A 20,108-nucleotide genomic window follows, 5' to 3' on the forward strand; every position below is an offset into this window, starting at 1 on the left:
CGATCAGGCTCCCGGCAGGTCGAGAATACGTTTGGAAATGACGTTGAGCATGACCTCGCTCGTACCGCCTTCGATGGAATTGGCCTTGGTGCGCAGCCAGCTGCGGGCGGTCTTGCCGCCGTTGCTCTCTTCGCTTTCCCATTCCAGCGCCGCACTGCCGCCCGCTGCCATCAGCAGTTCGTGGCGGCGCTTGTTCAGCTCGGTCCCGGCATATTTCAGCATGTTGGGCTGGGCGGGATGCCCCTTCCGGGCCTTCAGTTCGTCCATGAATTTCTCGCTCATGGCGGTGAAGGACAAGGCATCCACATCGAACATGGCCATTTCGGCGCGCAGCACCGGATCCAGCAGGCCCGCACGCGACGTCACGGCACCCAGCGAAGAAGCACGGTCGCCGCCGCCGGTAGCCGAAATCATCTCGCGCTCGTGGCCGAGCAGATATTTCGCCACGTCCCAGCCGCGGTTGATCTCGCCGACATAGCCGGGAATGTCCTCGCCATAACTTTTGGGGACGGTGACATCGTCCATGAAGGTTTCGCAGAACGGGCTGTTGCCGCTGATCAGCTTGATCGGCTTGGTGCTGACGCCCTCGTTCTCCATGTCGAACAGCATGAAGGTGATGCCCTGGTACTTGTTCTCCTTGTCCGTCCGGACGAGGCAGAAAATCCAGTCGGCTTCGTCGGCATAGGACGTCCAGATCTTCTGGCCGTTGACCACCCAGTGGTCGCCCTTGTCTTCACCGAACGTCTGCATCGAAACCAGGTCGGAACCGCTGCCCGGCTCGGAATAGCCCTGGCACCAGCGGATTTCGCCGCGCGCGATTTCGTTGAGGAACTTCTGCTTCTGGCCTTCGGTGCCGAAATGCAGCAGCGCCGGGCCAAGCATCCAGATGCCGAAGCTGGACAGGGGCGGGCGGGCGTTGATGCGCGCCATTTCCTGCCGCAGGATCTTGCCTTCGGGCGGGGTCAGGCCCGCACCGCCATAGGCCTTGGGCCATTCGGGCACGGTATAGCCCTTGTCGCGGCACGCCTCGAACCAGGCTTTCTGCGCATCGCTTTTGAAGCTGGCATTGCGGCCGCCCCAATAGACATCGCCCTCGTCACGGACGGGTTCACGCATTTCGGGTGGGCAGTTGGCCTCGAGCCATTCACGCGTTTCCGCGCGGAAGGCTTCCAGATCGCTGTCGGACATGTGCCGAATCCTCTCTTCTAAAGCAGCGGTATGTTGACGCTTACGTTAGGGTGATTCGCATGGCATGTGCAAGACCACTGGCGACGGTCCGCATTGCCGTAACGTCAGCCGGAATGCGTTGACGCGGCGCAGCGCTCCCCTAAGCTTGAAACGGAGAAATTCGGGGAGAGAGTAGGCATGCGATTCTCGGGCAAGACCGTAATCGTTACTGGCGCAGCGTCGGGAATCGGCGCTGCTGCAACCGCGCTGTTCGCCAGCGAAGGTGCCATCGTTTTCGCCGCCGATATCGATGTCGACGGGGGCGAGAAACTGGCCGCCGATACTCCGGGTGACGTGCGCTTCGCCCAATGCGATGTCTGCGATCCTGATGCCATAAAGGCGCTGATGGACCGTGCAGGCCATGAAACGGGCGGTATCGACGTCGTCTTCAACAATGCCGGCGCCGGCGGCACCCGTGCCGACATCTCCGAAATGGAACCGGATGACTGGGACCGCACGATGGACCTGCTGCTGCGGTCCGTGGCCTTCGGCATCCGTTATGCCGTCCCGCATATGAAGGGGCGCAAGGGGGCCAGTATCGTCAACGTATCCAGCGTGGCGGCTGTCGGCCCGGGCTATTCCCCCACCGCCTATGCCGTGGCCAAGGCGGGCGTTCTGCATCTCACCAAATGCGCGGCGACCGACCTCGCCCGGCACGGCATTCGCGTAAACGCAGTCCAGCCCGGCTTTATCAATACCAATATCTTCACCGCCAGCCTGGAACTGACGGGCGAGATGAAAGCGATGGCCAAGGCCGCGATCGCGCAGATGTCCGCCAACGCCCAGCCCGTGGCGCGCGGGGGCCAGTCGATGGATATCGCCAATGCGGTCGCATTCCTCGCCAGCGAGGACGCCGGCTTCGTAACCGGAACCTCGCTGCTGGTGGACGGCGGTCTGATAGTCGGCCCGCGCCATAGCTGGGACCCCGAAGAACCCGGCCTGCTGGCCTCTCTCGAAGCGATGGAAGCGCAGGCCAGGGAGGCGCAGAAAGCCCCCTGATGTCCTTCGTCAAAGGCCCCCTCCCCCAGCGTCTGAAGCTGGCCCACGGCTTCGGGGCCGTGGCCTTCGGCGTGAAGGATTCGGGCTTCAGCTTCTTTCTGCTGCCCTTCTACAATCTCGTTCTCGGCGTGGACGCCAGCACGGTCGGGGCGGCGCTGGCGACAGCGCTGCTGATCGATGCGCTGGTCGATCCGCTTCTCGGCCATCTGTCGGACCGTACCTATACGAAATGGGGCCGCCGCCTGCCGTGGCTTTATCTCGCTCCGATCCCGCTGGCCGTTCTGTGGACCCTCCTGTGGTCGCCGCCCTTTACCGGCGCGCCGGGCTATTGGGATATCGTCGCACTGGCTGTCGGCGTGCGCCTGCTCCTGTCGGCCTGCGAAGTGCCGTCGGTCAGCCTGGTGCCCGAAATCACCGACGATTACGATGAACGCACCACGCTGTTCCGTTATCGCTTCCTGTCGGGCTGGCTTGGCGGCCTGCTGATGATGGTGCTGACCTTCACTCTGTTCCTGCCCACCCCGCAATCGCAGCTCCAGCCCGAAGGCTATGCGCTCTACGGAATGTTCGGGGCGGGCCTGATCGCGCTTTCGGTCATCGGTTCGGCGGCGGCCCAGCACCGCGTCGTGGCGCATCGCCCGCCGCATCGGCCCCCTGCCTTCTCGATCCGCAATGCTTTTTCGGAAATCTTCGATGCCTTCCGCGAAAAGGCCTTCGTCATTTTCGCGCTTGGCGGGCTGGCCGCTTACATCCTTCAGGGCATGACCTTTTCGATCACGCAATATGTGAACCTCTACGTGTGGCAGTTCAGCGATCTGGCCTTCAAGCTCTATCCCGCCGTCCTGTTCCTGTCGGTCGTGCTCATGTTCCTGATCGTCAGCCCCATCCATCGCCGCTGGGGCAAGCCGAAAGCCGCCGCCGTCTCCGCGCTGGTCGGTCTGGTATTCTACTGCGGCCCCTATTTCCTGCTGCTGGCAGGCGCATGGCCGCCTCCGGGAACGACCGCTTCCACCGTCCTGCTGTTCGCGCTGCTGATCGTCGCCAATACCTCCAGCGTCATCTCGATCATTTCGGCCACCTCCATGGTCGCTGAAATTGTCGAGGCGTTCGAAGAACGTACCGGCAAGCGGGCGGAAGGCACGTTCTATTCGGGCAACTGGCTGGTGCAGAAATGCGCCACCGGTGGCGGCATCATGCTGACCAGCCTGATCGTGCAATCGGTCGATATCGCCCCGGGCACGCCGCAGGCCGCTGTTTCGCCCGATGCCGTGCGGCAACTGGTGGTACTGTTCGTCATCGCGGCCAGCGCGCTGGCGCTCTTCGCAGCCTTCTGGCTGGGGCGCTTCCCGATCACGCGGGCCCAGCACGAAGCGCGGGTGGCGAACCGGCTGTCGCGGCGCCCGCCAACCGAAGAAAACGACCCGATCGATGATGCCGTGCGCGCCGACCCGGATGCGCATTCGATAACCCCCTGACCGGCCAAGCGGGCTTGGCTTGGCACTAACCTTATGCCAGTTTCATGGCGCAACCGAATTGAGAGAAGAGGACAGATACGATGGATTTCGAACCCACTGAGAGGCAAGCATACTGGCGCGACCGGGTGAAGAATTTCATCGACGATCACGTTCGCCCGGCCGTCTCGACCTACAAGAAACAGGATGCCGAAGGCGAACGCTGGAAAGTCATTCCGGTGGTCGAGGATCTCAAGGCCAAGGCGAAAAAGGAAGGCATCTGGAACCTCTTCATGCCGCCCCGCAACGACGGCCATCACCACGTCGAAGAAAGCTTCGAATTCGAAGGCCCGGGCCTTACCAATCTGGAATACGCCCTCTGCGCGGAAGAAATGGGCCGCATTGGCTTCGCTTCGGAAGTGTTCAACTGCTCCGCGCCCGAGACCGGCAATATGGAAGTCTTCCATCGTTACGGAACGCGCGCGCAGAAGGACCAGTGGCTGACGCCGCTGATGAACGGCGAAATCCGCTCTGCCTTCCTGATGACCGAACCGTTCACCGCCTCGTCGGACGCGACCAACATCGAAACCCGGATCGAACGCGACGGCGATGAATATGTCATCAACGGGCGCAAGTGGTGGTCTTCGGGCGTGGGCGATCCGCGCTGCAAGGTTGCCATCGTGATGGGCAAGACCGATTTTTCCGCCGGGCGTCACGCCGCGCAATCGATGCTTCTGATGCCGATGGATGCGCCGGGCGTGAACATCCTGCGTCACCTGCCCGTCTTCGGTTATGACGATGCCCCGCACGGCCACATGGAAGTCGAACTGAAGGACGTTCGCGTTCCGGTCGACAACATGCTGCTGGGCGAAGGCCGCGGCTTCGAAATCGCGCAGGGCCGCCTCGGGCCGGGCCGCATTCACCACTGCATGCGCACCATCGGCGTTGCCGAAGAAGCGCTCGCCAAGATGTGCAAGCGCCTTCAGGAACGCGAAGCGTTCGGCAAGCCGATCTATAAGCACTCGGTCTGGGAAGAACGCGTGGCGCGTGCCCGTATCGACATCGACATGACCCGTCTGCTCTGCCTCAAGGCCGCAGACATGATGGACGAGGTCGGTAACAAGGCAGCCAAGCAGGAAATCGCCATGATCAAGGTGCAGGCGCCCAATATGGCGCTGCGCATCATCGACGATGCCATCCAGGCGCATGGCGGCGGCGGCGTGTCGGACGATTACGGTCTGGCCAATGCCTATGCCCATCAGCGCACGCTGCGCCTTGCCGATGGTCCGGACGAAGTGCACGCACGCTCGATCGCGCGGATGGAATTTGCCAAGCATCTTCCCGAAGCCGGTCCCACCGCCAATGCCCTGCGCGAAGGTGCGGCGCCAACATCGGGCAACGACAACCACAGCTCGGGCGACATGGGGGCGACACGCTGATGGCAAAGGCAGCTATTCTTGAAAAGGTCGGCGGGCTCACGATCGGCGAGGTGGAACTCGCCGATCCCGGACCGCATGAAGTCCTGATCGACACCAAGGCATGCGGCCTGTGCCATTCCGACCTCCACTTCATCGACGGTGCCTATCCGCATCCGCTTCCTGCCATTCCGGGTCACGAAGCGGCGGGCGTGGTGCGCGCGGTCGGGTCGGAAGTGAAGACGGTGAAGCCGGGCGATCACGTGGTTTCGTGCCTGTCCGTCTTCTGCGGACACTGCGAATTCTGTGTCACCGGCCGTATGGCCCTGTGTCTTGGGGCCGATACGCGCCGTTCGGCCGACCAAACACCCCGGATCATACGTTCGATTGACAAGACTCCTGTAGGGCAGATGCTCAATCTGTCCGCCTTCTGCGAACAGATGCTGATCCACGAAAATGCCTGCGTCGCCATCGACAAGGACATGCCGCTGGACCGTGCGGCCATCATCGGCTGTGCCGTAACTACCGGAGCGGGAACGATTTTTAACGCCTGCAAGGTCGTCCCGGGCGAAACCGTGGCCGTGGTCGGCTGCGGCGGCGTCGGTCTCGCGGCGATCAACGCAGCCAAGATCGCCGGCGCGGGCAAAGTCATCGCCATCGATCCACTCGCCGAAAAACGTGAACTCGCTCAAGTACTTGGCGCCACCCACACGGTCGATGCCATGGCCGATAACGCGGTCGAGGAAGTCATGAAGATTTCCCGCGGCGGCGTGCACCACGCCATCGAAGCCGTCGGCCGCCAGGCCTCCGCCGACCTGTGCGTGAAGATCCTCCGCCGCGGCGGCACCGCCACGATCCTCGGTATGATGCCGCTGGACTGCAAGGTCGGCCTCGGTGCCATGGACCTCCTGTCGGGCAAGAAACTGCAAGGCGCGATCATGGGCATGAACCACTTCCCGGTCGATCTGCCCCGCCTCGTCGATTTCTACATGCGCGGCCTCCTCGATCTCGACACGATCATCGCCGAGCGTATCCCGTTGGAGAAGATCAACGAGGGATTCGAAAAGATGAAGCAGGGAACCTCCGCACGCAGCGTGGTGGTCTTCGACTGATGGCCGAAGAACAGGCGATCGATTTCGACAAGGAAATGGTCGGCACCATCGAGGTTCCCGAAGCCGACCGGATGGACCTCGACGCGCTGTCAGAGTGGTTTGCGGCCAATGTCGAAGGTTTCGAGGGCCCCCTGAGCTATACCAAGTTCAAGGGCGGTCAGTCCAACCCGACCTACCGGATCGACACGCCGGCGCGCAGCTATGTGCTGCGCCGCCAGCCCTTCGGCAAGCTGCTGCCAAGCGCGCATGCCGTGGACCGGGAATACACGGTGATGCATGCCCTCGGGCCCACCGGCTTCCCCGTGCCCAAGACATACGGCCTGTGCGAAGATCCTGAGGTTATCGGTTCGAAGTTCTTCGTCATGGGTCTCGCCGACGGGCGCAGTCTCTGGAACGGCTCCCTGCCCAACAATACGCCGGCCGAGCGAAGAGAAATCTACAACTCGATGATCGACACTTTTGCCGATCTCCACACCAAGGATCCGATTGCCATCGGGCTTGGGGATTTCGGCAAGCCGACCGATTATTGCGCACGTCAGATCAGCCGCTGGTCCAAGCAGTACAAGCTCTCCGAAACCGAGCACATGCCCCAGATGGAACGGCTTATCGAATGGCTGCCCGAGACCATCCCGCCGCAGCACGAGAGCAGCGTGGTCCATGGTGACTACCGGCTCGACAATATGATCTTCCGGTCAGATTCCAACGAAGTACTCGCAGTGCTCGATTGGGAACTGTCCACCCTCGGCGATCCGATTGCAGATTTCAGCTATCTGATGCTGAACTGGCATAACCCTCGTGATGGCCGCGCTGGGCTGGAGGGTCTCGACCTCAAGGAACTTGGCATCCCGTCGCAGGACGAAGCAGTGGAGCGCTATGTAGCGCGCACCGGCTATCCCGTACCGCCGATGGACTGGTACTTTGCCTATAATCTGTTCCGCCTGGCGGGCATCATGCAGGGTATTAAGAAACGCGTGATCGATGGTACCGCGTCATCCGCTCATGCGAAGTCGATGTCCGAACGTGTCGCGCCGCTAGTCGACAGGGCATACCAATTCGCCACGGCAGCAGGGATGGACTAGCGCAGCAACGCTGCTAACGCGTGCTCCGAATTATCCGGAGACGAAGATGAGCGCCGACCTCGAAAACCGCATCGAAGCTGCGTGGGAAGACCGCGCCAATGTCACTCCGCAATCGAGTGACGTGCGCGAAGCGGTCAGAGCGGCGCTCACCTTGCTCGACAGCGGCGAAGGCCGCGTTGCAGAACCCAATGGCAAAGGCGGCTGGACCGTCAACCAGTGGCTGAAGAAAGCTGTTCTGCTCAGCTTCCGCCTCAACGACAACCAGGTCATGGAAGGCGGGAGCGCCGGCCATCCTGCATTCGACAAGGTTCCCAGCAAGTTCGCCGGCTGGGACGATGCCCGTTTCCGCCAGGCCGGGTTCCGCGTTGTACCCGGCGCAATTGCCCGTGAAGGTGCCTACATCGCCCCTGGCTGCGTACTGATGCCCAGTTTCGTCAATATCGGAGCCTATGTCGGCAAGGGCACGATGGTCGACACTTGGGCCAGCATCGGCAGCTGCGCCCAGATCGGCGAAAATTGCCACATATCGGCCGGCGCGGGCATTGGGGGCGTACTCGAACCGATGCAGGCCAATCCCACCATTATCGGCGACAATTGCTTCATCGGCGCACGGAGCGAGATCGTCGAAGGCGTGATTGTCGGTGAAGGCTGTGTCGTCGCCATGGGCGTTTTCATCACCCAGTCGACCAAGATCGTCTATCGCGACACCGGCGAAGTCATCCGCGGACATATACCCCCTTACTCGGTGGTCGTACCCGGAGCCCTGCCGGGCAAGGATGGCGGCCCGGGCCTGGCCTGCGCCGTGATCGTCAAGACGGTGGACGCCCAGACGCGAGAGAAAACTGGGATCAACGATCTGCTGCGCGATTAGCGCAAAGGAACATTCCCCGCACGGAAGCGTAAATCTCCCTGATACCTGCGGGTTCGCACATTTTTGAGGGAGTATTACCGCGTGCACAAAGAAGGCGAAGAGATCCACATCGACGAAACCGAAGCAAGCGGTGGCTCGAAAGAGGGCGTCGTACGCTGGGTGCTGGCCGGAGGTTTGCTTCTGGCAGTGATCCTTTTGTCGATTACCTGGATTATTCCCGCAATGACCACCGGCGATGTCGAGGAAGAAGGCACCGTGAGCGGTCAGATTTCGTCCATGGAAGACGGTAGCAGCGATACCGACAGCATTGTGACCGATCTGGGCGATGACGAGGTGACAACGCAACAAGACCGCACCACCACCGAAGACGGACTGGAAGTCGTCAAAAACTGAGCATCTGCGGAGAGGTCGCATGAGCAATTCAAACAGTTTCAGGTCCGGCCAATATGTCGAATGGAGCTGGGGTAACGGCAAAGGCAAGGGCCAGATTTCGGAGCGGTTCGAACGGAAAGTCACCCGCACCCTGCAGGGTGCGGAAGTGACGAAGGATGGCGACGGAGACAATCCGGCTTATCTCGTCCGGCAGGATGATGGCGACGAAGTCCTGAAATTAGGATCCGAACTGGAGGCGCAGAACTGATGCCTGCACAATCGAAAGCCCAGCAACGCGCGGCCGGCGCTGCGTTGGCCGCCAAGAGAGGCGAGACAAAGGTCGGTGACCTTCAGGGCGCTTCGAAAGACATGTACGATAGCATGAGTGAAGACGAGCTCGAGGATTATGCCTCGACTAAGCTCGACGGGCTCCCCGACCATGTCGACGAAGACGACTGAACGTAGCGAGTTCGCCCATTTCCTGAACGCTCAGGACGGCGGCGCTTACGACGCTGCCCTTGCCGAACTTCGCGAAGGCAAGAAGGTGGGCCACTGGATGTGGTTCATCTTTCCCCAGATTGCCGGGCTAGGCAGCAGTGCAAACGCCCGGAGATTCGCGCTTGCCGACAAGGCCGAAGCGACGTCCTATTGTACCCATGACGAACTTGGCCCGCGGCTTTTTGAAGCGACGGAAGCCATGCTGGACTGGGCCGGCACAATGTCAGCGGAAGATATTCTTGGACCTGTCGATGCACTGAAGTTTCGAAGCTGCATGACGCTTTTCGAACTCGCCTGCGGAGATGAAGACGCGCAAGTCTTCTCCGAAGCGCTCGAACAGTTCTACGACGGTGAGCGCGATCCCCTCACACTGGCAAAACTCTGACGGCGTCTCCAGCGCCAGCTTACGGATTGTCGCCTGGGCATCGCATGTTGGCGTTCATTCGCTATCGTCGCGAGGTTCGCCAGCCGGGTATTCGATCGGGGGGAGGTCGGAAACGCTGGCGGCGAACGCTTCCGCTTCACGCAGGACCCGCATCATATTGCGGGATGAAATCTTCTCGAGATCATCCTGCGAATACCCACGCCTGGCGAGTTCCGCAAACAGAGCGGGGTAGCCGGTGACGTCTTCCATTCCTACGGGGCCGCTCGGCATGCCATCGTAATCGCCCCCGATGCCGATATGATCGATGCCGGCAACAGCGCGAATATGATCGATGTGGTCAGCCATATCCGAAATGGTCGCGACCGGTTCGCGATTTTCCGCATCCCATTTGGCAAGCTGGGCTTCGACTGTATCTGGAAGGCCCGGATAAAGGGCTTTCAGACGGGCTTCTTCGCCTGCTCGATTGGCCGAATGAGTCCGAAGGTCTTCCTTGATGAACCACGGCAATGCAACGACCATCACGATACCGCCGTTTGCAGGCATGCGGGCAAGCACACCATCCGGAACATTGCGCAAATGCCCCGCGACGGCCCGTGCCCCCGAATGACTGAAAATGACGGGCGCCTGAGCCACATCGAGCGCATCCATCATCGATGCTTCGCTGACATGGCTCAGATCTACCAGCATCCCGATGCGGTTCATTTCGCGCACGACATCGTTGCCGAACGCGTTGAGCCCATCATGCCTGGGAGCGTCGGTGGCGCTGTCGACCCAACTCAAGGTCTTCCCGTGCGTCAGCGTCATGTAACGCGCGCCAAGATCGAACATTTGCCGCAATACGGCGAGGCTCGACCCGATCGAGTGGCCACCCTCCATCCCGATGAGCGAGGCAATACGCCCGGCCGCCATTGTCTCTTCTACTTCATCCGCGCTCAGCGCGAGCTGCATATCGTCGGGATAGCGCGCGATGAGGCGCTTCGTGACGTCGATCTGCTCGATGGTAGCCTGAACAGCTTCGGGCTCCGACAAGTTTGCACTGACATAAACGGACCACCACTGCGCCCCGACCTTCCCCTGCTTTAGGCGGATCAGGTCCGAATGCATGGCCGAATGATCTGCAGAGGCCGTATTGAGCGTATCGCGAAAATCGAAATCGTTGATCACGTTGCCAACCCGCGAACGCAGCTGGATGGGAACATCGTTATGCCCGTCCCATACCGGAGCCGCTTCGAGAGCGGCTGCAGCGATGCGCTCGGCATTGTCTTGAGCGAATGCCGGGGAGCCGCACGCGATGGCGACAACCGCAGAAGCTAGCAGGAAACGGCGCATGGACAGGAACCCCTTGTTGTTTCGCGGACTGTCCTAGCAAACACGAACAACAAGAAAAGGCTTCGCCCATGACCGTCTCTGCGCATTGGAATGGCGAGCTGCTTGCCCGCAGCGACGAAACGATCGTCGTGGAGGGAAACCATTACTTCCCTGCAGACGATGTCGCGCGCGATGTTCTGGTGCCCAGCGACACCACCAGCGAGTGCCCGTGGAAGGGCACGGCGAATTATTACTCGATCAACGCCGGCGGGCAGATCAATCCGGATGCGGCATGGTATTACCCCGAACCAAAGGAGGCAGCGGACGAAATAAAGGGCCGCATCGCTTTCTGGAAGGGCGTCGAGGTTGTCGACGGGTGAACGGAGCACGGGCTAATCCCCAAGAGGTATAGAGCCACTTTTTGGCGCCGGGATCTTTGCCTTTTCACGATCGATTGTCTGGAACCGGCAATCGCATACTGATAGCGGGGCTCATGATCAGGACCGGACTTCGTTGGCTACTGGCAGCCTTCTATGCGTTTGCAGGCGTCATCCATCTGGCCGACCCGCAGCCTTTTCTGTCGATTATGCCGGGCTGGGTGCCGATGCCGCACGCAGTGGTTTTCTGGACGGGTGTTGCCGAACTGTTGGGTGCGGCGGCGCTGGTACAACCGGCAAGCCTGGCATTGCGGAGGGCCGGAGCGATCGGCCTTGCGGCTTATGCCGTTTGCGTATTTCCCGCCAATATCCATCATTTCGCTTTGGATATGGCCCGCGCCGATGGCGGATTTGGGCTCGGCTATCACATACCGAGGATGATCGCGCAGCCGATCCTGGTCTGGCTCGCGCTATGGACCGGCGGCGTAACGGACTGGCCGTTACACCGCCGATAGCCAGTTGTTAGCTCATGTGCTTAGAGACGGCGCCCGTCATCTTGAACATGGAGATCTGTTCCTTGCCGATCACCGCGCCGAGCTTGTCGTCGGGGTTGATCATGCGCTTGTCCTTGGAATCCTGAAGGTCGTTAGCCTTGATGTGATCCCACACCTTGGAGGTGACCTGCGCACGGGTCATCGGACCCTTACCCACGACATTCTCCAGTTCCGGCGATAGATTTACCGGCTTCTGCAGTGCGTTGTTCTTGCCAGCCATGACTAATCCTTTCCTAGGCTATGCTTCAATCTACGTCGCCGAGATCCTCGACGTCCAGTTCCTCGACCTCATGGCCTTCGAACCGGGCGGTGAGAACCGCAGCGGCGGTCACGTGTCCGTCCAGATTACGGACGAGTTCCTCATGCGTTGCCCCCGGCATCAGTGTGAGCGGGAGATCAATCGCGAAAAGCTGAAAGACATACCGGTGTTCCTCGCCCAGCGGAGGATCGGGCAACAGCCACTCCGAATTGCCATGCGCATTCTTGCCGGTACGGGGGGGCGTTTCGCCCTCCATCAGCTTGCCCTTCTGCGGGGGAAGGCCCCAGACCGTCCAGTGGACATGGCCCTTGTCGGCATCCTCGGCCACGAGAACAATTTCCTGGGCTCCTGGGGGCGGCGCCGTCCACTCCAAAGGGGGAGCGACCGCATCCTCCTCGATCGCCGTAAACGATGGGTCGAGTTCGCCGCCGTTTTGAAAAGCTGCGCTGGTCAATGCAAAGCCGCCGCGCCCGAGCACGCGCTCGTCGGCAACCTTCTCCAGTGTTAGAGTATGGCCGACGGGAACCCCGCCAACCGCATTCAGCACCCAAGGCGCTACGCCGCTCGCCATGAAATCTCCTCTTTTCCGCTATTGCGGGCATCTTTCGGCCTGCCCTTAAGGCATAGCTCGGGGGTGCAAACCATCCCATGGGGCGAAATTTGCACCGATTTTACGGGGAAATGGGCCTTGCAGGCGTTTATTCGTGCTATTGCTCACCCTCAATTAAGCCGTCATGGTCAGAAGAAGGCCGATCGTCGGGATTTAAGGCGGATAGCAAGGGGAGCAGAATTATGGGGTTGGGTCGCACCGTTCTAAGCGCAACATTGGCAGTCTCACTGGCCGCATGCGGGGGCGGTGGTAATTCCAGTGGCGGCGGCGGCAACACCGGAACTGGCGGGACTACTGGCGGTGGCACCAGTGCCGATGCCTGCTCTCTTGCAAGTCGGCAGGACTGGGCGCTTCAGCAGCTGAACGAATTTTATCTCTTCCCCACCCTGATCGATCAGACCGTTAACCGTGCAAACTATTCGACGGTCCAAAGCTATATCGATGCTCTGGTCGCGCCAGCCCGCGCCCAGCAGCGCGACCGGTTTTTCACCTACATTACGTCGATCGCGGAAGAGAATGCCCTCATCAGTAGCGGGTCAAGCGCAGGCTTCGGCATCCGGCTGTCTTACCAACAGGCATCTCAGCAGGTTTTCGTGGTGGAAGCGTTCGAGAGCGCTCCGGCACTGGCCGAAGGGATCGACCGCGGCAGCGAGATCATCGCGATCAATGGGCAAAGCGTCAGCCAGCTTATGGCCAGTGGCGGGCCGCAAGCCGTGGTGAATGCGCTGGGCCCTAGCGATCCGGGCGTAACCCGGGAGCTGACCGTGCGTCAGCCCGACGGCACCGAACTGACAGCATCGGTGACGAAAACCGAATTCTCGCTCGATCCGATTTCGGATCGATATGGTGCCAAGATCTTCGACAATGGCGGTACCAGGGTCGGCTACGTTAACTTGCGAACCTTCATTATTGAAGATGCCACTCGCCAGTTACGGGAAGCATTTCAGGTGTTCCGAGACGAGGGCGTAACCCAGATCATCCTCGATTTCCGTTATAACGGCGGGGGTCTCGTTTCGGTCGCCGAATTGCTTGGCGATCTGCTGGCGTCTGACAAGGTCGGTCAGGTGTTCAGCAAAACCGTATTCCGCGATTCTCAAAGCCAGTTCGACGAAACGCGCCTGTTCAATTCCGAGCCGCAAGCAATCTCAGCGACCAAGATCGCCGTAATCGGTACCGACGGCACGGCATCAGCCAGCGAGTTGGTACCGAATGCGTTTATTCCCTATCTCGGCAACAATATCGCGCTTGTCGGGTCGGATACCTTCGGCAAGCCGGTGGGCCAGATCGCGCGCGACCGTTCAGCCTGCGACGATCGCTTTCGGGTCGTCGCATTTCGCACAGTGAATGCCAACGGCGGCGGGGATTATTATGACGGCCTCGCCAGTGTGATGCCGCGGACATGCCGGGCCGAGGACGATATCTCGAGACAGTTGGGCGATCCCCGGGAAGCTTCCATCGCTACGGCGCTCGATTTCCTCGCCGGCCGGAGCTGCACGGCGATCGGTTCGGCTCCCGGTTCGACCACTGCCAGAAGTGCGGCACCGGATACGAGCCAATTGATGATGCCCGCCGCGCCCAATTCCGCGCAAATCGAGATACCAGGCTTGCAGTGATGGCAGAGCGTTACACCACCTTCGCCCAGTTCTGGCCCTTTTATCTACGCGAACACTCCCGCCCCGGCACACGCGCGTTGCATTATATCGGCACCAGCCTGGTCGTGGCGGTAGCGGTTGGCGCCGTGGTGACGGGAAGGTGGTGGTGGTTACTCGCCATGCCGGTAGCTGGCTATTTCTTCGCATGGATCGCGCATTTTGCTCATGAGAAGAACCGGCCCGCGACGTTCACCTACCCGTTGTGGAGCTTGAGGGCCGACTTCCAGATGTGGTGGTTGTGGCTGACGGGCAGGCTAGGCCGCGAACTTGACGCCGCTGGTGTCACCTCAAGCTAGGCCAATGCGGCTGCCAGGGTCAGTAGTCCCAAGCCGATAGATAGCGGCACCCGCAGTGCCATCCACCATGGCGGCGCGAGAGAGTTTAGCTTTGCATCGACACCGAGGCTGACAAGAAGCCCGCCGGCGAGCATGATCAGCGACGGCTCAGGCCATTCCCAACCCAGAAGCCAGGGTAGGAAACAAGCAAGTCCGACAAGAGCCGGCAAAACCGCTGCAATCCAAACCCAGCCAAGAGCCCGCCTGCGTTCGGCGGCCGGGGCCATGGCTGCTATTCCCCACCATGTTCCACCCAGAAAAGCCAGGATCAGTGCGGCATAAGCTACGCTGATGATCTGTGCCGGTTCACGGCTATAATCTGGCCCCCAATAGAGGACAGCGACACAGATGAACTGAGGCAACAAACCGGCAAGGCCGAGCCAGCGTGGCATCCGGGGAACGTTGCCCACTACGGAGCCTCGGGCCCGCTAAAGGGCTGGCTGTCCGTCCACGCGCACCCTTGCCGTTGCTCCCCACCGACAAGCAGGGTGGCAGTATAGGGAAAGATGCGGTCGCTCATGCCATCGGAGCATTCGCCGGGAGTGATCATCAGATCGAAGCTCGCTCCGTTCAGGCTGCCGCTGATGCCAAGGCCGTTATTGCCAGCAAAACGTTCAACCGGAAATTCACTTCCGTCAGGATTTTCGGGGGTGGAATATGTGGCCATGCCCGCTCCGGATGCGCCTCCCCAGAACGGCTCAGTTCCAGTATAGTGGATGACCTCACCAGCCGAGATTGCATCGAATGTGCCACCATCCTTCACGCTGTTCGACGCCCCATCGTCCGCGGTACAAGCAGCCAGCAAGATCAAAGAGCTTGCCACTAGAATCTGCAACTTCATCGCTTTTCCTGTGATAACCAATGCGTTTTTGCGCCTTCCCACTGTTTGTCTGCCTTGAAGAATGCGGCAGCCGGGAGAGAAGCCAGGTCCCCTATAAGCTCCATCACCCTTAATTCGCACATATCTTTTCCCCCTGCGAAGGACCGGCCAATAGAACGGAACGTACCAATGGCTTGCCTTGCGGGTATGCAGATGAAACACTGCATACATGAAGTCGACGCGCCACCATTTCGTCTGGTACGCCGCCCCCGCCGTGTTTGCCGTCGTGTGCGCGGGGGCGTTAGGCGGATCCTCCATCGGCTCAACAACTAGTCTGAAAAAGCCGACTAAAGTTCTTCCCGACATGTCGGGAAATTCTGCCATTGGGGATCACCAGCCATCTGACAGCCGAAAACTGCCCAATCACTATCCATTGGTGACACCCTCCGGGACTATTCCCGTTGCCGAATTGGCCAGGCATGGGCGCTTGCGTAATTCACGAAATGAATGGCGCGGCCCGTTCGGCGAAAGCGGGGTCGATACCAAGCAGGAATGGGAACTCGACAATAACGAGATTGATCGTTTGGCGGACTGGCACCCCACAAACAATCGAGCTACTGAAGCGTTCGATCGCGCCTATCAATCCGATCGGACAAAGAACGCATTCAGCGAAAACGCAGAAACCGGGTCGAAAGAGGCGCCCGCGATCAAATCTGTTCGCGCAAAAATGCAGGTGGCCGACGCCTCAATTAAGAGCCAGCGACCTCCAGGCTCTGATAATGTGCGCAGAAGCGATGCCGAGATTGGAGAACCTCTTCCTATCTCGCCGCGCCCCGCGGTCACGCAGTAAACTGGTCTGTGTGGGCGCTCGCTTGGTAGAACAGCGACGGCGATAATTTAGGCACAGCCTTCAACATAACCCAGCTCGGGCATCACACCGACATGGATGATGGAAACCTTCCCGTCCGGGTTAATCTCGAACCGAAGTCTGGGCTCATCGCCGGGCTGGGTAAGGTATTTGCCTTCAGGACCGGTATATTTGTGAGGTTCTTCCCGGAAGCTCGGGAATTCAGCACGCACGTCCTCGATGGTCGAACCTGGACCAATGCCTTCAATGAGCTTTACGCCGCTACCATCAGCGACTGAAATGCGGCGCACTTCTCCGTTGGTTCGAATGGCGTAAACCCCCGGCCATTCGGGAGATGACAGGGTTTCGCACCCATTTCCGATCTGACCGTCGCCCGCAGTAAAACTGCTGTTGGCGGGTACCGGCTGCCCAATTGTCAGGCCTCCCAGCCCCTCGAGCGTCAGTGTTTTTGGCCCGGGCGACACTGTCTTGTCGGATGCCGGACTGGCGATGGCTTCGGTAGCTGCCTCGGATTGCGTCGCAGCAGAAGAGTTATCGTCCTGCGATGAGCACGCGGTCAAAAGAGCTGCGGCGAGAGGAATGGCTAGATATCTCATGACGACATTAGCGCCTTTCAAGGCCGCTGGTTCCCCTGCGATTGCAAATCAGAGCGAGAGTCGGCCGTACACCCTCTGGAACTTTATGAAATACTTGCGCGGTTAACCTATATCATACTTATATTCCATACCCAATCGTGGGAACATTTCCGCAAGCCAACAATTCACTCGACAATGGAGGAAAGGAATAGATGCGAGCAGCACCGCAGCATCACGATGACCCATTAACTGGGCGCCAGAAAGAATGTATGCTGCTGCTTCAGGATGGGCTAAGCTCAAAGCAGATCGCCCGTGAACTGGGCATTTCCCCGCGTACAGTAGACCAGCACATTTCGGCTGCGCTTGAAAATTTGGGCGTTCACAGTCGTCTGGAAGCTGTTTCCCTCCTTCACGATCAAGAGCTTGTGGAAGTCTCGGAAGGCACCGAACCTCCTCAAGCACCGTCGCGCGATAAGCGCCAGCAACACCTGGGCCCGCTCCCTCGCCCTAGCGAAGTTTACCGGAGATCAGGCTATCTTCCCATTTTCCCTCCGATCGGAGGTGGGGTGAACGCAGCGTCGACCAAAGATCGTATCATATGGATAATCCGCATCGGCATCCTCAGCCTGATGCTGACCTGCCTCGCGGTTGTATTCATTTTGGGCCTTTCCGAGATGGTCAGGCACGTATCCGGATGATTTCATGCCCCCTGCATTCTCCAATCGTGGAGACGGCGAGAAAGGACATAACCATGCATGATATCGAACCAGCAGCGGGCCAGGTAGTCGCCAGCGATACGCAGAAATCGGTCGAGGCAGTCGATCAGGCCGTGATGTCGCTTGCACATCTATGCGCCAGCATTGTCGAGGTGAGCAAAGCGTCACGCCTTCCCATCAGTACGGCGCAGGGCGCCCTTGCAATGGCCGGAACGGGACTGACGAAAGCGATCAGCAGCCGGGAAGACCTGAGCCGCGCCACCAGGGAACTGATCAAGATCCAGAATGCGTCCAATCTGGAAACGGTGGCGTTCGGATGCCCACCGCTTCATAAAGCAAGCGCTCGCCTTTCAGACGATGTTGCCGTGGATCTGGCTGCCTGACCATGGACGTGATTTTCCTGCTTGCCTTCTGGCTGTTTCTGCTCACGGCACTGACACTCGGATGGCAGGCGGGTAATCGCCATGACCGCAGGGTAATTATTGCGATTGCGGCAGCAGCGATAATTTCGGCTGGCGCGAGCCTGTTCTTGCAGGAGCGCATTTCCCTTCCCCTCGTCGCAGCCGTCGATGTGCTGCTTTTGGTCGTCGTGATGCGATACGCATTGTCGAGTGGCCGATACTGGCCCATCTGGTTTGCGGCGTTTCATATGACATCGGTCGTGTTCACCGTTCTGGCGCTGGTGCTTTCGCCTATACCGCAAATGGTGGCCGAGCGCATCGCAGGGTTCTGGTCCCTACCGTGCCTGATCGTGATGGTCGTGGGGCTGATTGTGGATCAACGCCGCGGTGTGAACCCGTCACCCACATAGAAAAGGGCGACCCGAACGGATCGCCCTTCGCATTTTCAGATCAGCAGTCGATTACGACGGCATCATCACAGTGTCGATCGCATGGATAACGCCATTCGACGCTTCGACATCCGTCATGGTGACGGTGGCCTTGTTGCCAGCCGCATCGGTAAGAACGACATTGCCGCCTTCCATGGTCGCCGTCAGCTTGGCACCGTTCACGGTGGTGATTTCATAGCCGTCTTCACCGGCGCCCTCGATTGCCTGCGTCAGCTCGCTGGCAGGCGTTGCGCCTTCGACTACATGGTATGTGAGAATACCGGTCAGGTCCGACTTGCCGGCCGGACTGAGCAGTTCGTCACGGGTTGCCTTGGGCACCTTTTCAAAGGCGGCATTGGTCGGTGCGAATACCGTGTAGGGTCCATCACCCGAGAGGGTTGACCCGAGATCGGCTGCCGTGACGGCCGAGACCAGCATGGAGAAATCCGGGTTTCCCTGAGCGACTTCCACGATGGTGCCGGGTTCGGTGGTGGTGTCGTTGGCCATCTGATCCGCAGCGGCGGCATCAGTGTCCATGGCGGAATTATCGGCAGGCTCTTCCGCGCAGGCGGCGATGGCGAGCGATGCGGCCGAGGCGAGTGCTATTGCGAGCTTATTCATATCCGGGTCCCTTTTCTATTGGTTCCGAGAACGTATTGGCCGGCGGTGCCGACCTTATCGTCGCTCCATCCAACGAGCGCCGAGGATGAATGTGCCCAAATCCTGCCACAATGTGGCGAGCCGGTGCACCGACGCGACGAATGACATGTGGCCACTCGCACTGTCGATGCACGGGCGCGCGCGGTTACATTACCTTTTCGGGACGTGCCTCATGCCGGTGCTTCGCTTCCTTGCCGAACAGACGGGTGAGGCGCTGGGCCATGGTGCTGGCCGCCTTGCGCGCGGCGGCGTCCACCGAAGAGCCATGCTCGGTCACGCCGATCGGCTTGCCGCCACGGGGGCGCGCTTCGATGGTGCAGCCCTTGTCGTCATTGCCATGGGTGTGATGGTGTTCGTTGTGGACGTGCACTTCGAGGCGGGTGAGGCGTTCTTCGAACCGCGTCAGTTTTTCGCGCACCTGTGCTTCGATGCGCTCGGCGACGTCGTCGGTGCCCATGACGCTGCTGTCCGAATTGAACTGGAATTGCATGGCGTTGTCTCTCCTTTTGCATGCTTGTCTATTCAACGCCCGGCAGGCGCATTCCGGTCCGCATTTTCGACGCGAATGAGCAAATTTCCGACCGGGTTCGGTGCAGCGTCGGGAGGAGACATGGACCGGGTGTTACACAGTCCAGGGAGAAAACTTTGTCGGCTTGTGCGAACAGGCGTCGGCTTACGGGTCCGCAGCGTCGGCTTCATGCATTATCATGTCAGCTTGTTCGGCCCGCATGTCGGCTTGCGCGGCCAGCATGTCGGCATAGGCCGCGGATATGTCGGCTTGCGAGGGGGCTGCGCGCAGATAGTCGAGCGCGGCAAGGCCCGGCCCTTCCCAGCGCGAGCGGGCCGCGTGCAGACGCTGCCTGCTGGCAGCCGCGCGGGCCCGCAACCCCTTGCGCCGGGCCACTTCGAACGCTTCGCGGAATTTCGGCCCGTCGAGCCGGGCGCGCAGCGCATAGGCCGACTGCCGGCTCATCCCCACGGCCTGCGCCGCCTCCGCCACGCGCCCGCATTGTTCGAGCGCGAGAAGGAAGGCCTTCACCTTGGGCACGGTCCAGCGATAATCGGCATTGCACTGCCGCGCCCGCCTGTTCGGGCGGGCGGGAGAGGAAGGTGGCGCGTTGGTTTCATCGGTCATC

General features: G+C 60.3%; 28 protein-coding genes. 18 read left to right on the forward strand and 10 right to left on the reverse strand.

Annotated features, from left to right (window positions below):
• Positions 1 to 3 precede the first annotated feature (3 nt).
• Positions 4 to 1,188, reverse strand: coding sequence for an acyl-CoA dehydrogenase family protein (locus ACIGGE_RS00920; protein ID WP_103022318.1), 1,185 nt, complete (start codon positions 1,186 to 1,188; stop codon positions 4 to 6).
• A gap of 177 nt (positions 1,189 to 1,365) precedes the next feature.
• Between ACIGGE_RS00920 and ACIGGE_RS00925 the strand changes: the two genes are divergently transcribed.
• From ACIGGE_RS00925 to ACIGGE_RS00970, 10 genes are all read left to right on the forward strand, one after another.
• On the forward strand, positions 1,366 to 2,226 hold the full coding sequence (locus ACIGGE_RS00925; RefSeq protein WP_397489135.1) for an SDR family NAD(P)-dependent oxidoreductase: 861 nt from the start codon (positions 1,366 to 1,368) through the stop codon (positions 2,224 to 2,226).
• Positions 2,226 to 3,701 carry an MFS transporter gene (locus ACIGGE_RS00930; RefSeq protein ID WP_397489136.1) on the forward strand — a complete coding sequence of 492 codons (1,476 nt, stop codon included), beginning with the start codon at positions 2,226 to 2,228 and terminating at the stop codon, positions 3,699 to 3,701. The genes ACIGGE_RS00925 and ACIGGE_RS00930 overlap by 1 nt, the downstream gene beginning before the upstream one ends.
• An 80-nt stretch (positions 3,702 to 3,781) precedes the next feature.
• The gene (locus ACIGGE_RS00935; protein ID WP_397489137.1) at positions 3,782 to 5,116 is read left to right on the forward strand and encodes an acyl-CoA dehydrogenase family protein; all 1,335 of its coding nucleotides are present in this window, start codon (positions 3,782 to 3,784) and stop codon (positions 5,114 to 5,116) included.
• Positions 5,116 to 6,204: a Zn-dependent alcohol dehydrogenase gene (locus tag ACIGGE_RS00940; RefSeq protein ID WP_103022314.1), complete on the forward strand. Its 1,089-nt coding sequence runs from the start codon at positions 5,116 to 5,118 to the stop codon at positions 6,202 to 6,204. The genes ACIGGE_RS00935 and ACIGGE_RS00940 overlap by 1 nt, the downstream gene beginning before the upstream one ends.
• A complete protein-coding gene (locus ACIGGE_RS00945) occupies positions 6,204 to 7,283 on the forward strand; it encodes a phosphotransferase family protein (protein WP_397489140.1) in 1,080 nt (359 codons plus the stop codon). The genes ACIGGE_RS00940 and ACIGGE_RS00945 overlap by 1 nt, the downstream gene beginning before the upstream one ends.
• A gap of 46 nt (positions 7,284 to 7,329) precedes the next feature.
• A complete protein-coding gene (gene dapD / locus ACIGGE_RS00950) occupies positions 7,330 to 8,154 on the forward strand; it encodes a 2,3,4,5-tetrahydropyridine-2,6-dicarboxylate N-succinyltransferase (protein ID WP_397489141.1) in 825 nt (274 codons plus the stop codon).
• A gap of 81 nt (positions 8,155 to 8,235) precedes the next feature.
• Positions 8,236 to 8,547: a hypothetical protein gene (locus tag ACIGGE_RS00955; RefSeq protein ID WP_397489142.1), complete on the forward strand. Its 312-nt coding sequence runs from the start codon at positions 8,236 to 8,238 to the stop codon at positions 8,545 to 8,547.
• Positions 8,548 to 8,566: 19 nt separating this feature from the next.
• Positions 8,567 to 8,794: a DUF2945 domain-containing protein gene (locus tag ACIGGE_RS00960; RefSeq protein WP_103022312.1), complete on the forward strand. Its 228-nt coding sequence runs from the start codon at positions 8,567 to 8,569 to the stop codon at positions 8,792 to 8,794.
• Positions 8,794 to 8,985: a DUF3008 family protein gene (locus tag ACIGGE_RS00965; RefSeq protein WP_103022311.1), complete on the forward strand. Its 192-nt coding sequence runs from the start codon at positions 8,794 to 8,796 to the stop codon at positions 8,983 to 8,985. The genes ACIGGE_RS00960 and ACIGGE_RS00965 overlap by 1 nt, the downstream gene beginning before the upstream one ends.
• Entirely contained in the window at positions 8,966 to 9,409 is a 444-nt protein-coding gene (locus ACIGGE_RS00970; RefSeq protein WP_397489143.1) for a DUF1810 domain-containing protein, read from the forward strand. The genes ACIGGE_RS00965 and ACIGGE_RS00970 overlap by 20 nt, the downstream gene beginning before the upstream one ends.
• A gap of 54 nt (positions 9,410 to 9,463) precedes the next feature.
• On the opposite strand, the gene ACIGGE_RS00975 is transcribed toward ACIGGE_RS00970, so the two are convergent.
• On the reverse strand, positions 9,464 to 10,738 hold the full coding sequence (locus ACIGGE_RS00975; protein WP_397489144.1) for a dipeptidase: 1,275 nt from the start codon (positions 10,736 to 10,738) through the stop codon (positions 9,464 to 9,466).
• Between the two features lie 68 nt (positions 10,739 to 10,806).
• On the opposite strand from ACIGGE_RS00975, the gene ACIGGE_RS00980 reads away from it, so the two are divergent.
• On the forward strand, positions 10,807 to 11,097 hold the full coding sequence (locus ACIGGE_RS00980; protein WP_397489145.1) for a DUF427 domain-containing protein: 291 nt from the start codon (positions 10,807 to 10,809) through the stop codon (positions 11,095 to 11,097).
• 113 nt (positions 11,098 to 11,210) lie between these two features.
• Positions 11,211 to 11,609, forward strand: a complete 399-nt coding sequence (locus tag ACIGGE_RS00985; RefSeq protein ID WP_397489147.1) for a DoxX family protein — start codon at positions 11,211 to 11,213, stop codon at positions 11,607 to 11,609.
• Positions 11,610 to 11,616: 7 nt separating this feature from the next.
• Here the strand turns inward: ACIGGE_RS00985 and ACIGGE_RS00990 are convergent, their stop codons facing one another.
• Positions 11,617 to 11,868 carry an SWIB/MDM2 domain-containing protein gene (locus tag ACIGGE_RS00990; RefSeq protein WP_067463687.1) on the reverse strand — a complete coding sequence of 84 codons (252 nt, stop codon included), beginning with the start codon at positions 11,866 to 11,868 and terminating at the stop codon, positions 11,617 to 11,619.
• A 25-nt stretch (positions 11,869 to 11,893) separates the two neighbouring features.
• A complete protein-coding gene (locus ACIGGE_RS00995; protein WP_196846921.1) occupies positions 11,894 to 12,478 on the reverse strand; it encodes a YbhB/YbcL family Raf kinase inhibitor-like protein in 585 nt (194 codons plus the stop codon).
• A 254-nt stretch (positions 12,479 to 12,732) separates the two neighbouring features.
• On the opposite strand from ACIGGE_RS00995, the gene ACIGGE_RS01000 reads away from it, so the two are divergent.
• Positions 12,733 to 14,130: a S41 family peptidase gene (locus ACIGGE_RS01000; RefSeq protein ID WP_397489148.1), complete on the forward strand. Its 1,398-nt coding sequence runs from the start codon at positions 12,733 to 12,735 to the stop codon at positions 14,128 to 14,130.
• Entirely contained in the window at positions 14,130 to 14,465 is a 336-nt protein-coding gene (locus ACIGGE_RS01005; protein WP_397489149.1) for an Mpo1-like protein, read from the forward strand. The genes ACIGGE_RS01000 and ACIGGE_RS01005 overlap by 1 nt, the downstream gene beginning before the upstream one ends.
• On the opposite strand, the gene ACIGGE_RS01010 is transcribed toward ACIGGE_RS01005, so the two are convergent.
• Positions 14,462 to 14,914 (reverse strand): DUF3429 domain-containing protein, encoded by a 453-nt coding sequence (locus tag ACIGGE_RS01010; RefSeq protein ID WP_346729458.1) that lies wholly within the window; start codon positions 14,912 to 14,914, stop codon positions 14,462 to 14,464. The genes ACIGGE_RS01005 and ACIGGE_RS01010 overlap by 4 nt on opposite strands.
• The gene (locus ACIGGE_RS01015; protein WP_301642160.1) at positions 14,914 to 15,345 is read right to left on the reverse strand and encodes a COG3650 family protein; all 432 of its coding nucleotides are present in this window, start codon (positions 15,343 to 15,345) and stop codon (positions 14,914 to 14,916) included. The genes ACIGGE_RS01010 and ACIGGE_RS01015 overlap by 1 nt, the downstream gene beginning before the upstream one ends.
• A 208-nt stretch (positions 15,346 to 15,553) precedes the next feature.
• Here ACIGGE_RS01015 and ACIGGE_RS01020 point away from each other — a divergent pair, with 208 nt between their 5' ends.
• Positions 15,554 to 16,174, forward strand: a complete 621-nt coding sequence (locus tag ACIGGE_RS01020) for a hypothetical protein (protein ID WP_397489150.1) — start codon at positions 15,554 to 15,556, stop codon at positions 16,172 to 16,174.
• A gap of 47 nt (positions 16,175 to 16,221) precedes the next feature.
• On the opposite strand, the gene ACIGGE_RS01025 is transcribed toward ACIGGE_RS01020, so the two are convergent.
• Positions 16,222 to 16,788 carry a hypothetical protein gene (locus ACIGGE_RS01025; RefSeq protein WP_397489151.1) on the reverse strand — a complete coding sequence of 189 codons (567 nt, stop codon included), beginning with the start codon at positions 16,786 to 16,788 and terminating at the stop codon, positions 16,222 to 16,224.
• 191 nt (positions 16,789 to 16,979) lie between these two features.
• On the opposite strand from ACIGGE_RS01025, the gene ACIGGE_RS01030 reads away from it, so the two are divergent.
• From ACIGGE_RS01030 to ACIGGE_RS01040, 3 genes are read left to right on the forward strand one after another with little or no spacing between them, the layout of a single operon-like run.
• Positions 16,980 to 17,465 carry a LuxR C-terminal-related transcriptional regulator gene (locus ACIGGE_RS01030; RefSeq protein ID WP_397489152.1) on the forward strand — a complete coding sequence of 162 codons (486 nt, stop codon included), beginning with the start codon at positions 16,980 to 16,982 and terminating at the stop codon, positions 17,463 to 17,465.
• Between the two features lie 53 nt (positions 17,466 to 17,518).
• Positions 17,519 to 17,866, forward strand: a complete 348-nt coding sequence (locus ACIGGE_RS01035; protein WP_103022298.1) for a hypothetical protein — start codon at positions 17,519 to 17,521, stop codon at positions 17,864 to 17,866.
• Between the two features lie 2 nt (positions 17,867 to 17,868).
• Entirely contained in the window at positions 17,869 to 18,294 is a 426-nt protein-coding gene (locus tag ACIGGE_RS01040; RefSeq protein ID WP_397489153.1) for a hypothetical protein, read from the forward strand.
• A 51-nt stretch (positions 18,295 to 18,345) separates the two neighbouring features.
• On the opposite strand, the gene ACIGGE_RS01045 is transcribed toward ACIGGE_RS01040, so the two are convergent.
• From ACIGGE_RS01045 to ACIGGE_RS01055, 3 genes are all read right to left on the reverse strand, one after another.
• Positions 18,346 to 18,933, reverse strand: a complete 588-nt coding sequence (locus tag ACIGGE_RS01045; RefSeq protein WP_272019785.1) for a fasciclin domain-containing protein — start codon at positions 18,931 to 18,933, stop codon at positions 18,346 to 18,348.
• A 184-nt stretch (positions 18,934 to 19,117) separates the two neighbouring features.
• On the reverse strand, positions 19,118 to 19,462 hold the full coding sequence (locus ACIGGE_RS01050) for an HPF/RaiA family ribosome-associated protein (RefSeq protein WP_103022295.1): 345 nt from the start codon (positions 19,460 to 19,462) through the stop codon (positions 19,118 to 19,120).
• Between the two features lie 183 nt (positions 19,463 to 19,645).
• The gene (locus tag ACIGGE_RS01055; protein ID WP_397489154.1) at positions 19,646 to 20,107 is read right to left on the reverse strand and encodes a hypothetical protein; all 462 of its coding nucleotides are present in this window, start codon (positions 20,105 to 20,107) and stop codon (positions 19,646 to 19,648) included.
• Between the last annotated feature and the right edge of the window lies 1 nt (position 20,108).

It is taken from the genome of Qipengyuania sp. NPDC077410 (assembly GCF_044543405.1).
Lineage (GTDB): Bacteria > Pseudomonadota > Alphaproteobacteria > Sphingomonadales > Sphingomonadaceae > Qipengyuania > Qipengyuania pacifica.

Bases quoted from the DNA above. Each gene is read 5' to 3' on its own strand.
- ACIGGE_RS00935 (WP_397489137.1), top strand. From the start codon at position 3,782: ATGGATTTCGAACCCACTGAGAGGCAAGCATACTGGCGCGACCGGGTG.
- ACIGGE_RS00920 (WP_103022318.1), bottom strand. From the start codon at position 1,188: ATGTCCGACAGCGATCTGGAAGCCTTCCGCGCGGAAACGCGTGAATGG.
- ACIGGE_RS01030 (WP_397489152.1), top strand. From the start codon at position 16,980: ATGCGAGCAGCACCGCAGCATCACGATGACCCATTAACTGGGCGCCAG.
- ACIGGE_RS00985 (WP_397489147.1), top strand. From the start codon at position 11,211: ATGATCAGGACCGGACTTCGTTGGCTACTGGCAGCCTTCTATGCGTTT.
- ACIGGE_RS00975 (WP_397489144.1), bottom strand. From the start codon at position 10,738: ATGCGCCGTTTCCTGCTAGCTTCTGCGGTTGTCGCCATCGCGTGCGGC.
- ACIGGE_RS01045 (WP_272019785.1), bottom strand. From the start codon at position 18,933: ATGAATAAGCTCGCAATAGCACTCGCCTCGGCCGCATCGCTCGCCATC.
- ACIGGE_RS01040 (WP_397489153.1), top strand. From the start codon at position 17,869: ATGGACGTGATTTTCCTGCTTGCCTTCTGGCTGTTTCTGCTCACGGCA.
- ACIGGE_RS01005 (WP_397489149.1), top strand. From the start codon at position 14,130: ATGGCAGAGCGTTACACCACCTTCGCCCAGTTCTGGCCCTTTTATCTA.
- ACIGGE_RS00925 (WP_397489135.1), top strand. From the start codon at position 1,366: ATGCGATTCTCGGGCAAGACCGTAATCGTTACTGGCGCAGCGTCGGGA.
- ACIGGE_RS01025 (WP_397489151.1), bottom strand. From the start codon at position 16,788: ATGAGATATCTAGCCATTCCTCTCGCCGCAGCTCTTTTGACCGCGTGC.
- ACIGGE_RS00970 (WP_397489143.1), top strand. From the start codon at position 8,966: ATGTCGACGAAGACGACTGAACGTAGCGAGTTCGCCCATTTCCTGAAC.
- ACIGGE_RS01015 (WP_301642160.1), bottom strand. From the start codon at position 15,345: ATGAAGTTGCAGATTCTAGTGGCAAGCTCTTTGATCTTGCTGGCTGCT.
- ACIGGE_RS01020 (WP_397489150.1), top strand. From the start codon at position 15,554: ATGAAGTCGACGCGCCACCATTTCGTCTGGTACGCCGCCCCCGCCGTG.
- ACIGGE_RS00995 (WP_196846921.1), bottom strand. From the start codon at position 12,478: ATGGCGAGCGGCGTAGCGCCTTGGGTGCTGAATGCGGTTGGCGGGGTT.
- ACIGGE_RS00990 (WP_067463687.1), bottom strand. From the start codon at position 11,868: ATGGCTGGCAAGAACAACGCACTGCAGAAGCCGGTAAATCTATCGCCG.
- ACIGGE_RS01035 (WP_103022298.1), top strand. From the start codon at position 17,519: ATGCATGATATCGAACCAGCAGCGGGCCAGGTAGTCGCCAGCGATACG.
- ACIGGE_RS00980 (WP_397489145.1), top strand. From the start codon at position 10,807: ATGACCGTCTCTGCGCATTGGAATGGCGAGCTGCTTGCCCGCAGCGAC.
- ACIGGE_RS00945 (WP_397489140.1), top strand. From the start codon at position 6,204: ATGGCCGAAGAACAGGCGATCGATTTCGACAAGGAAATGGTCGGCACC.
- dapD (WP_397489141.1), top strand. From the start codon at position 7,330: ATGAGCGCCGACCTCGAAAACCGCATCGAAGCTGCGTGGGAAGACCGC.
- ACIGGE_RS00960 (WP_103022312.1), top strand. From the start codon at position 8,567: ATGAGCAATTCAAACAGTTTCAGGTCCGGCCAATATGTCGAATGGAGC.
- ACIGGE_RS01050 (WP_103022295.1), bottom strand. From the start codon at position 19,462: ATGCAATTCCAGTTCAATTCGGACAGCAGCGTCATGGGCACCGACGAC.
- ACIGGE_RS00930 (WP_397489136.1), top strand. From the start codon at position 2,226: ATGTCCTTCGTCAAAGGCCCCCTCCCCCAGCGTCTGAAGCTGGCCCAC.
- ACIGGE_RS00940 (WP_103022314.1), top strand. From the start codon at position 5,116: ATGGCAAAGGCAGCTATTCTTGAAAAGGTCGGCGGGCTCACGATCGGC.
- ACIGGE_RS01055 (WP_397489154.1), bottom strand. From the start codon at position 20,107: ATGACCGATGAAACCAACGCGCCACCTTCCTCTCCCGCCCGCCCGAAC.
- ACIGGE_RS00965 (WP_103022311.1), top strand. From the start codon at position 8,794: ATGCCTGCACAATCGAAAGCCCAGCAACGCGCGGCCGGCGCTGCGTTG.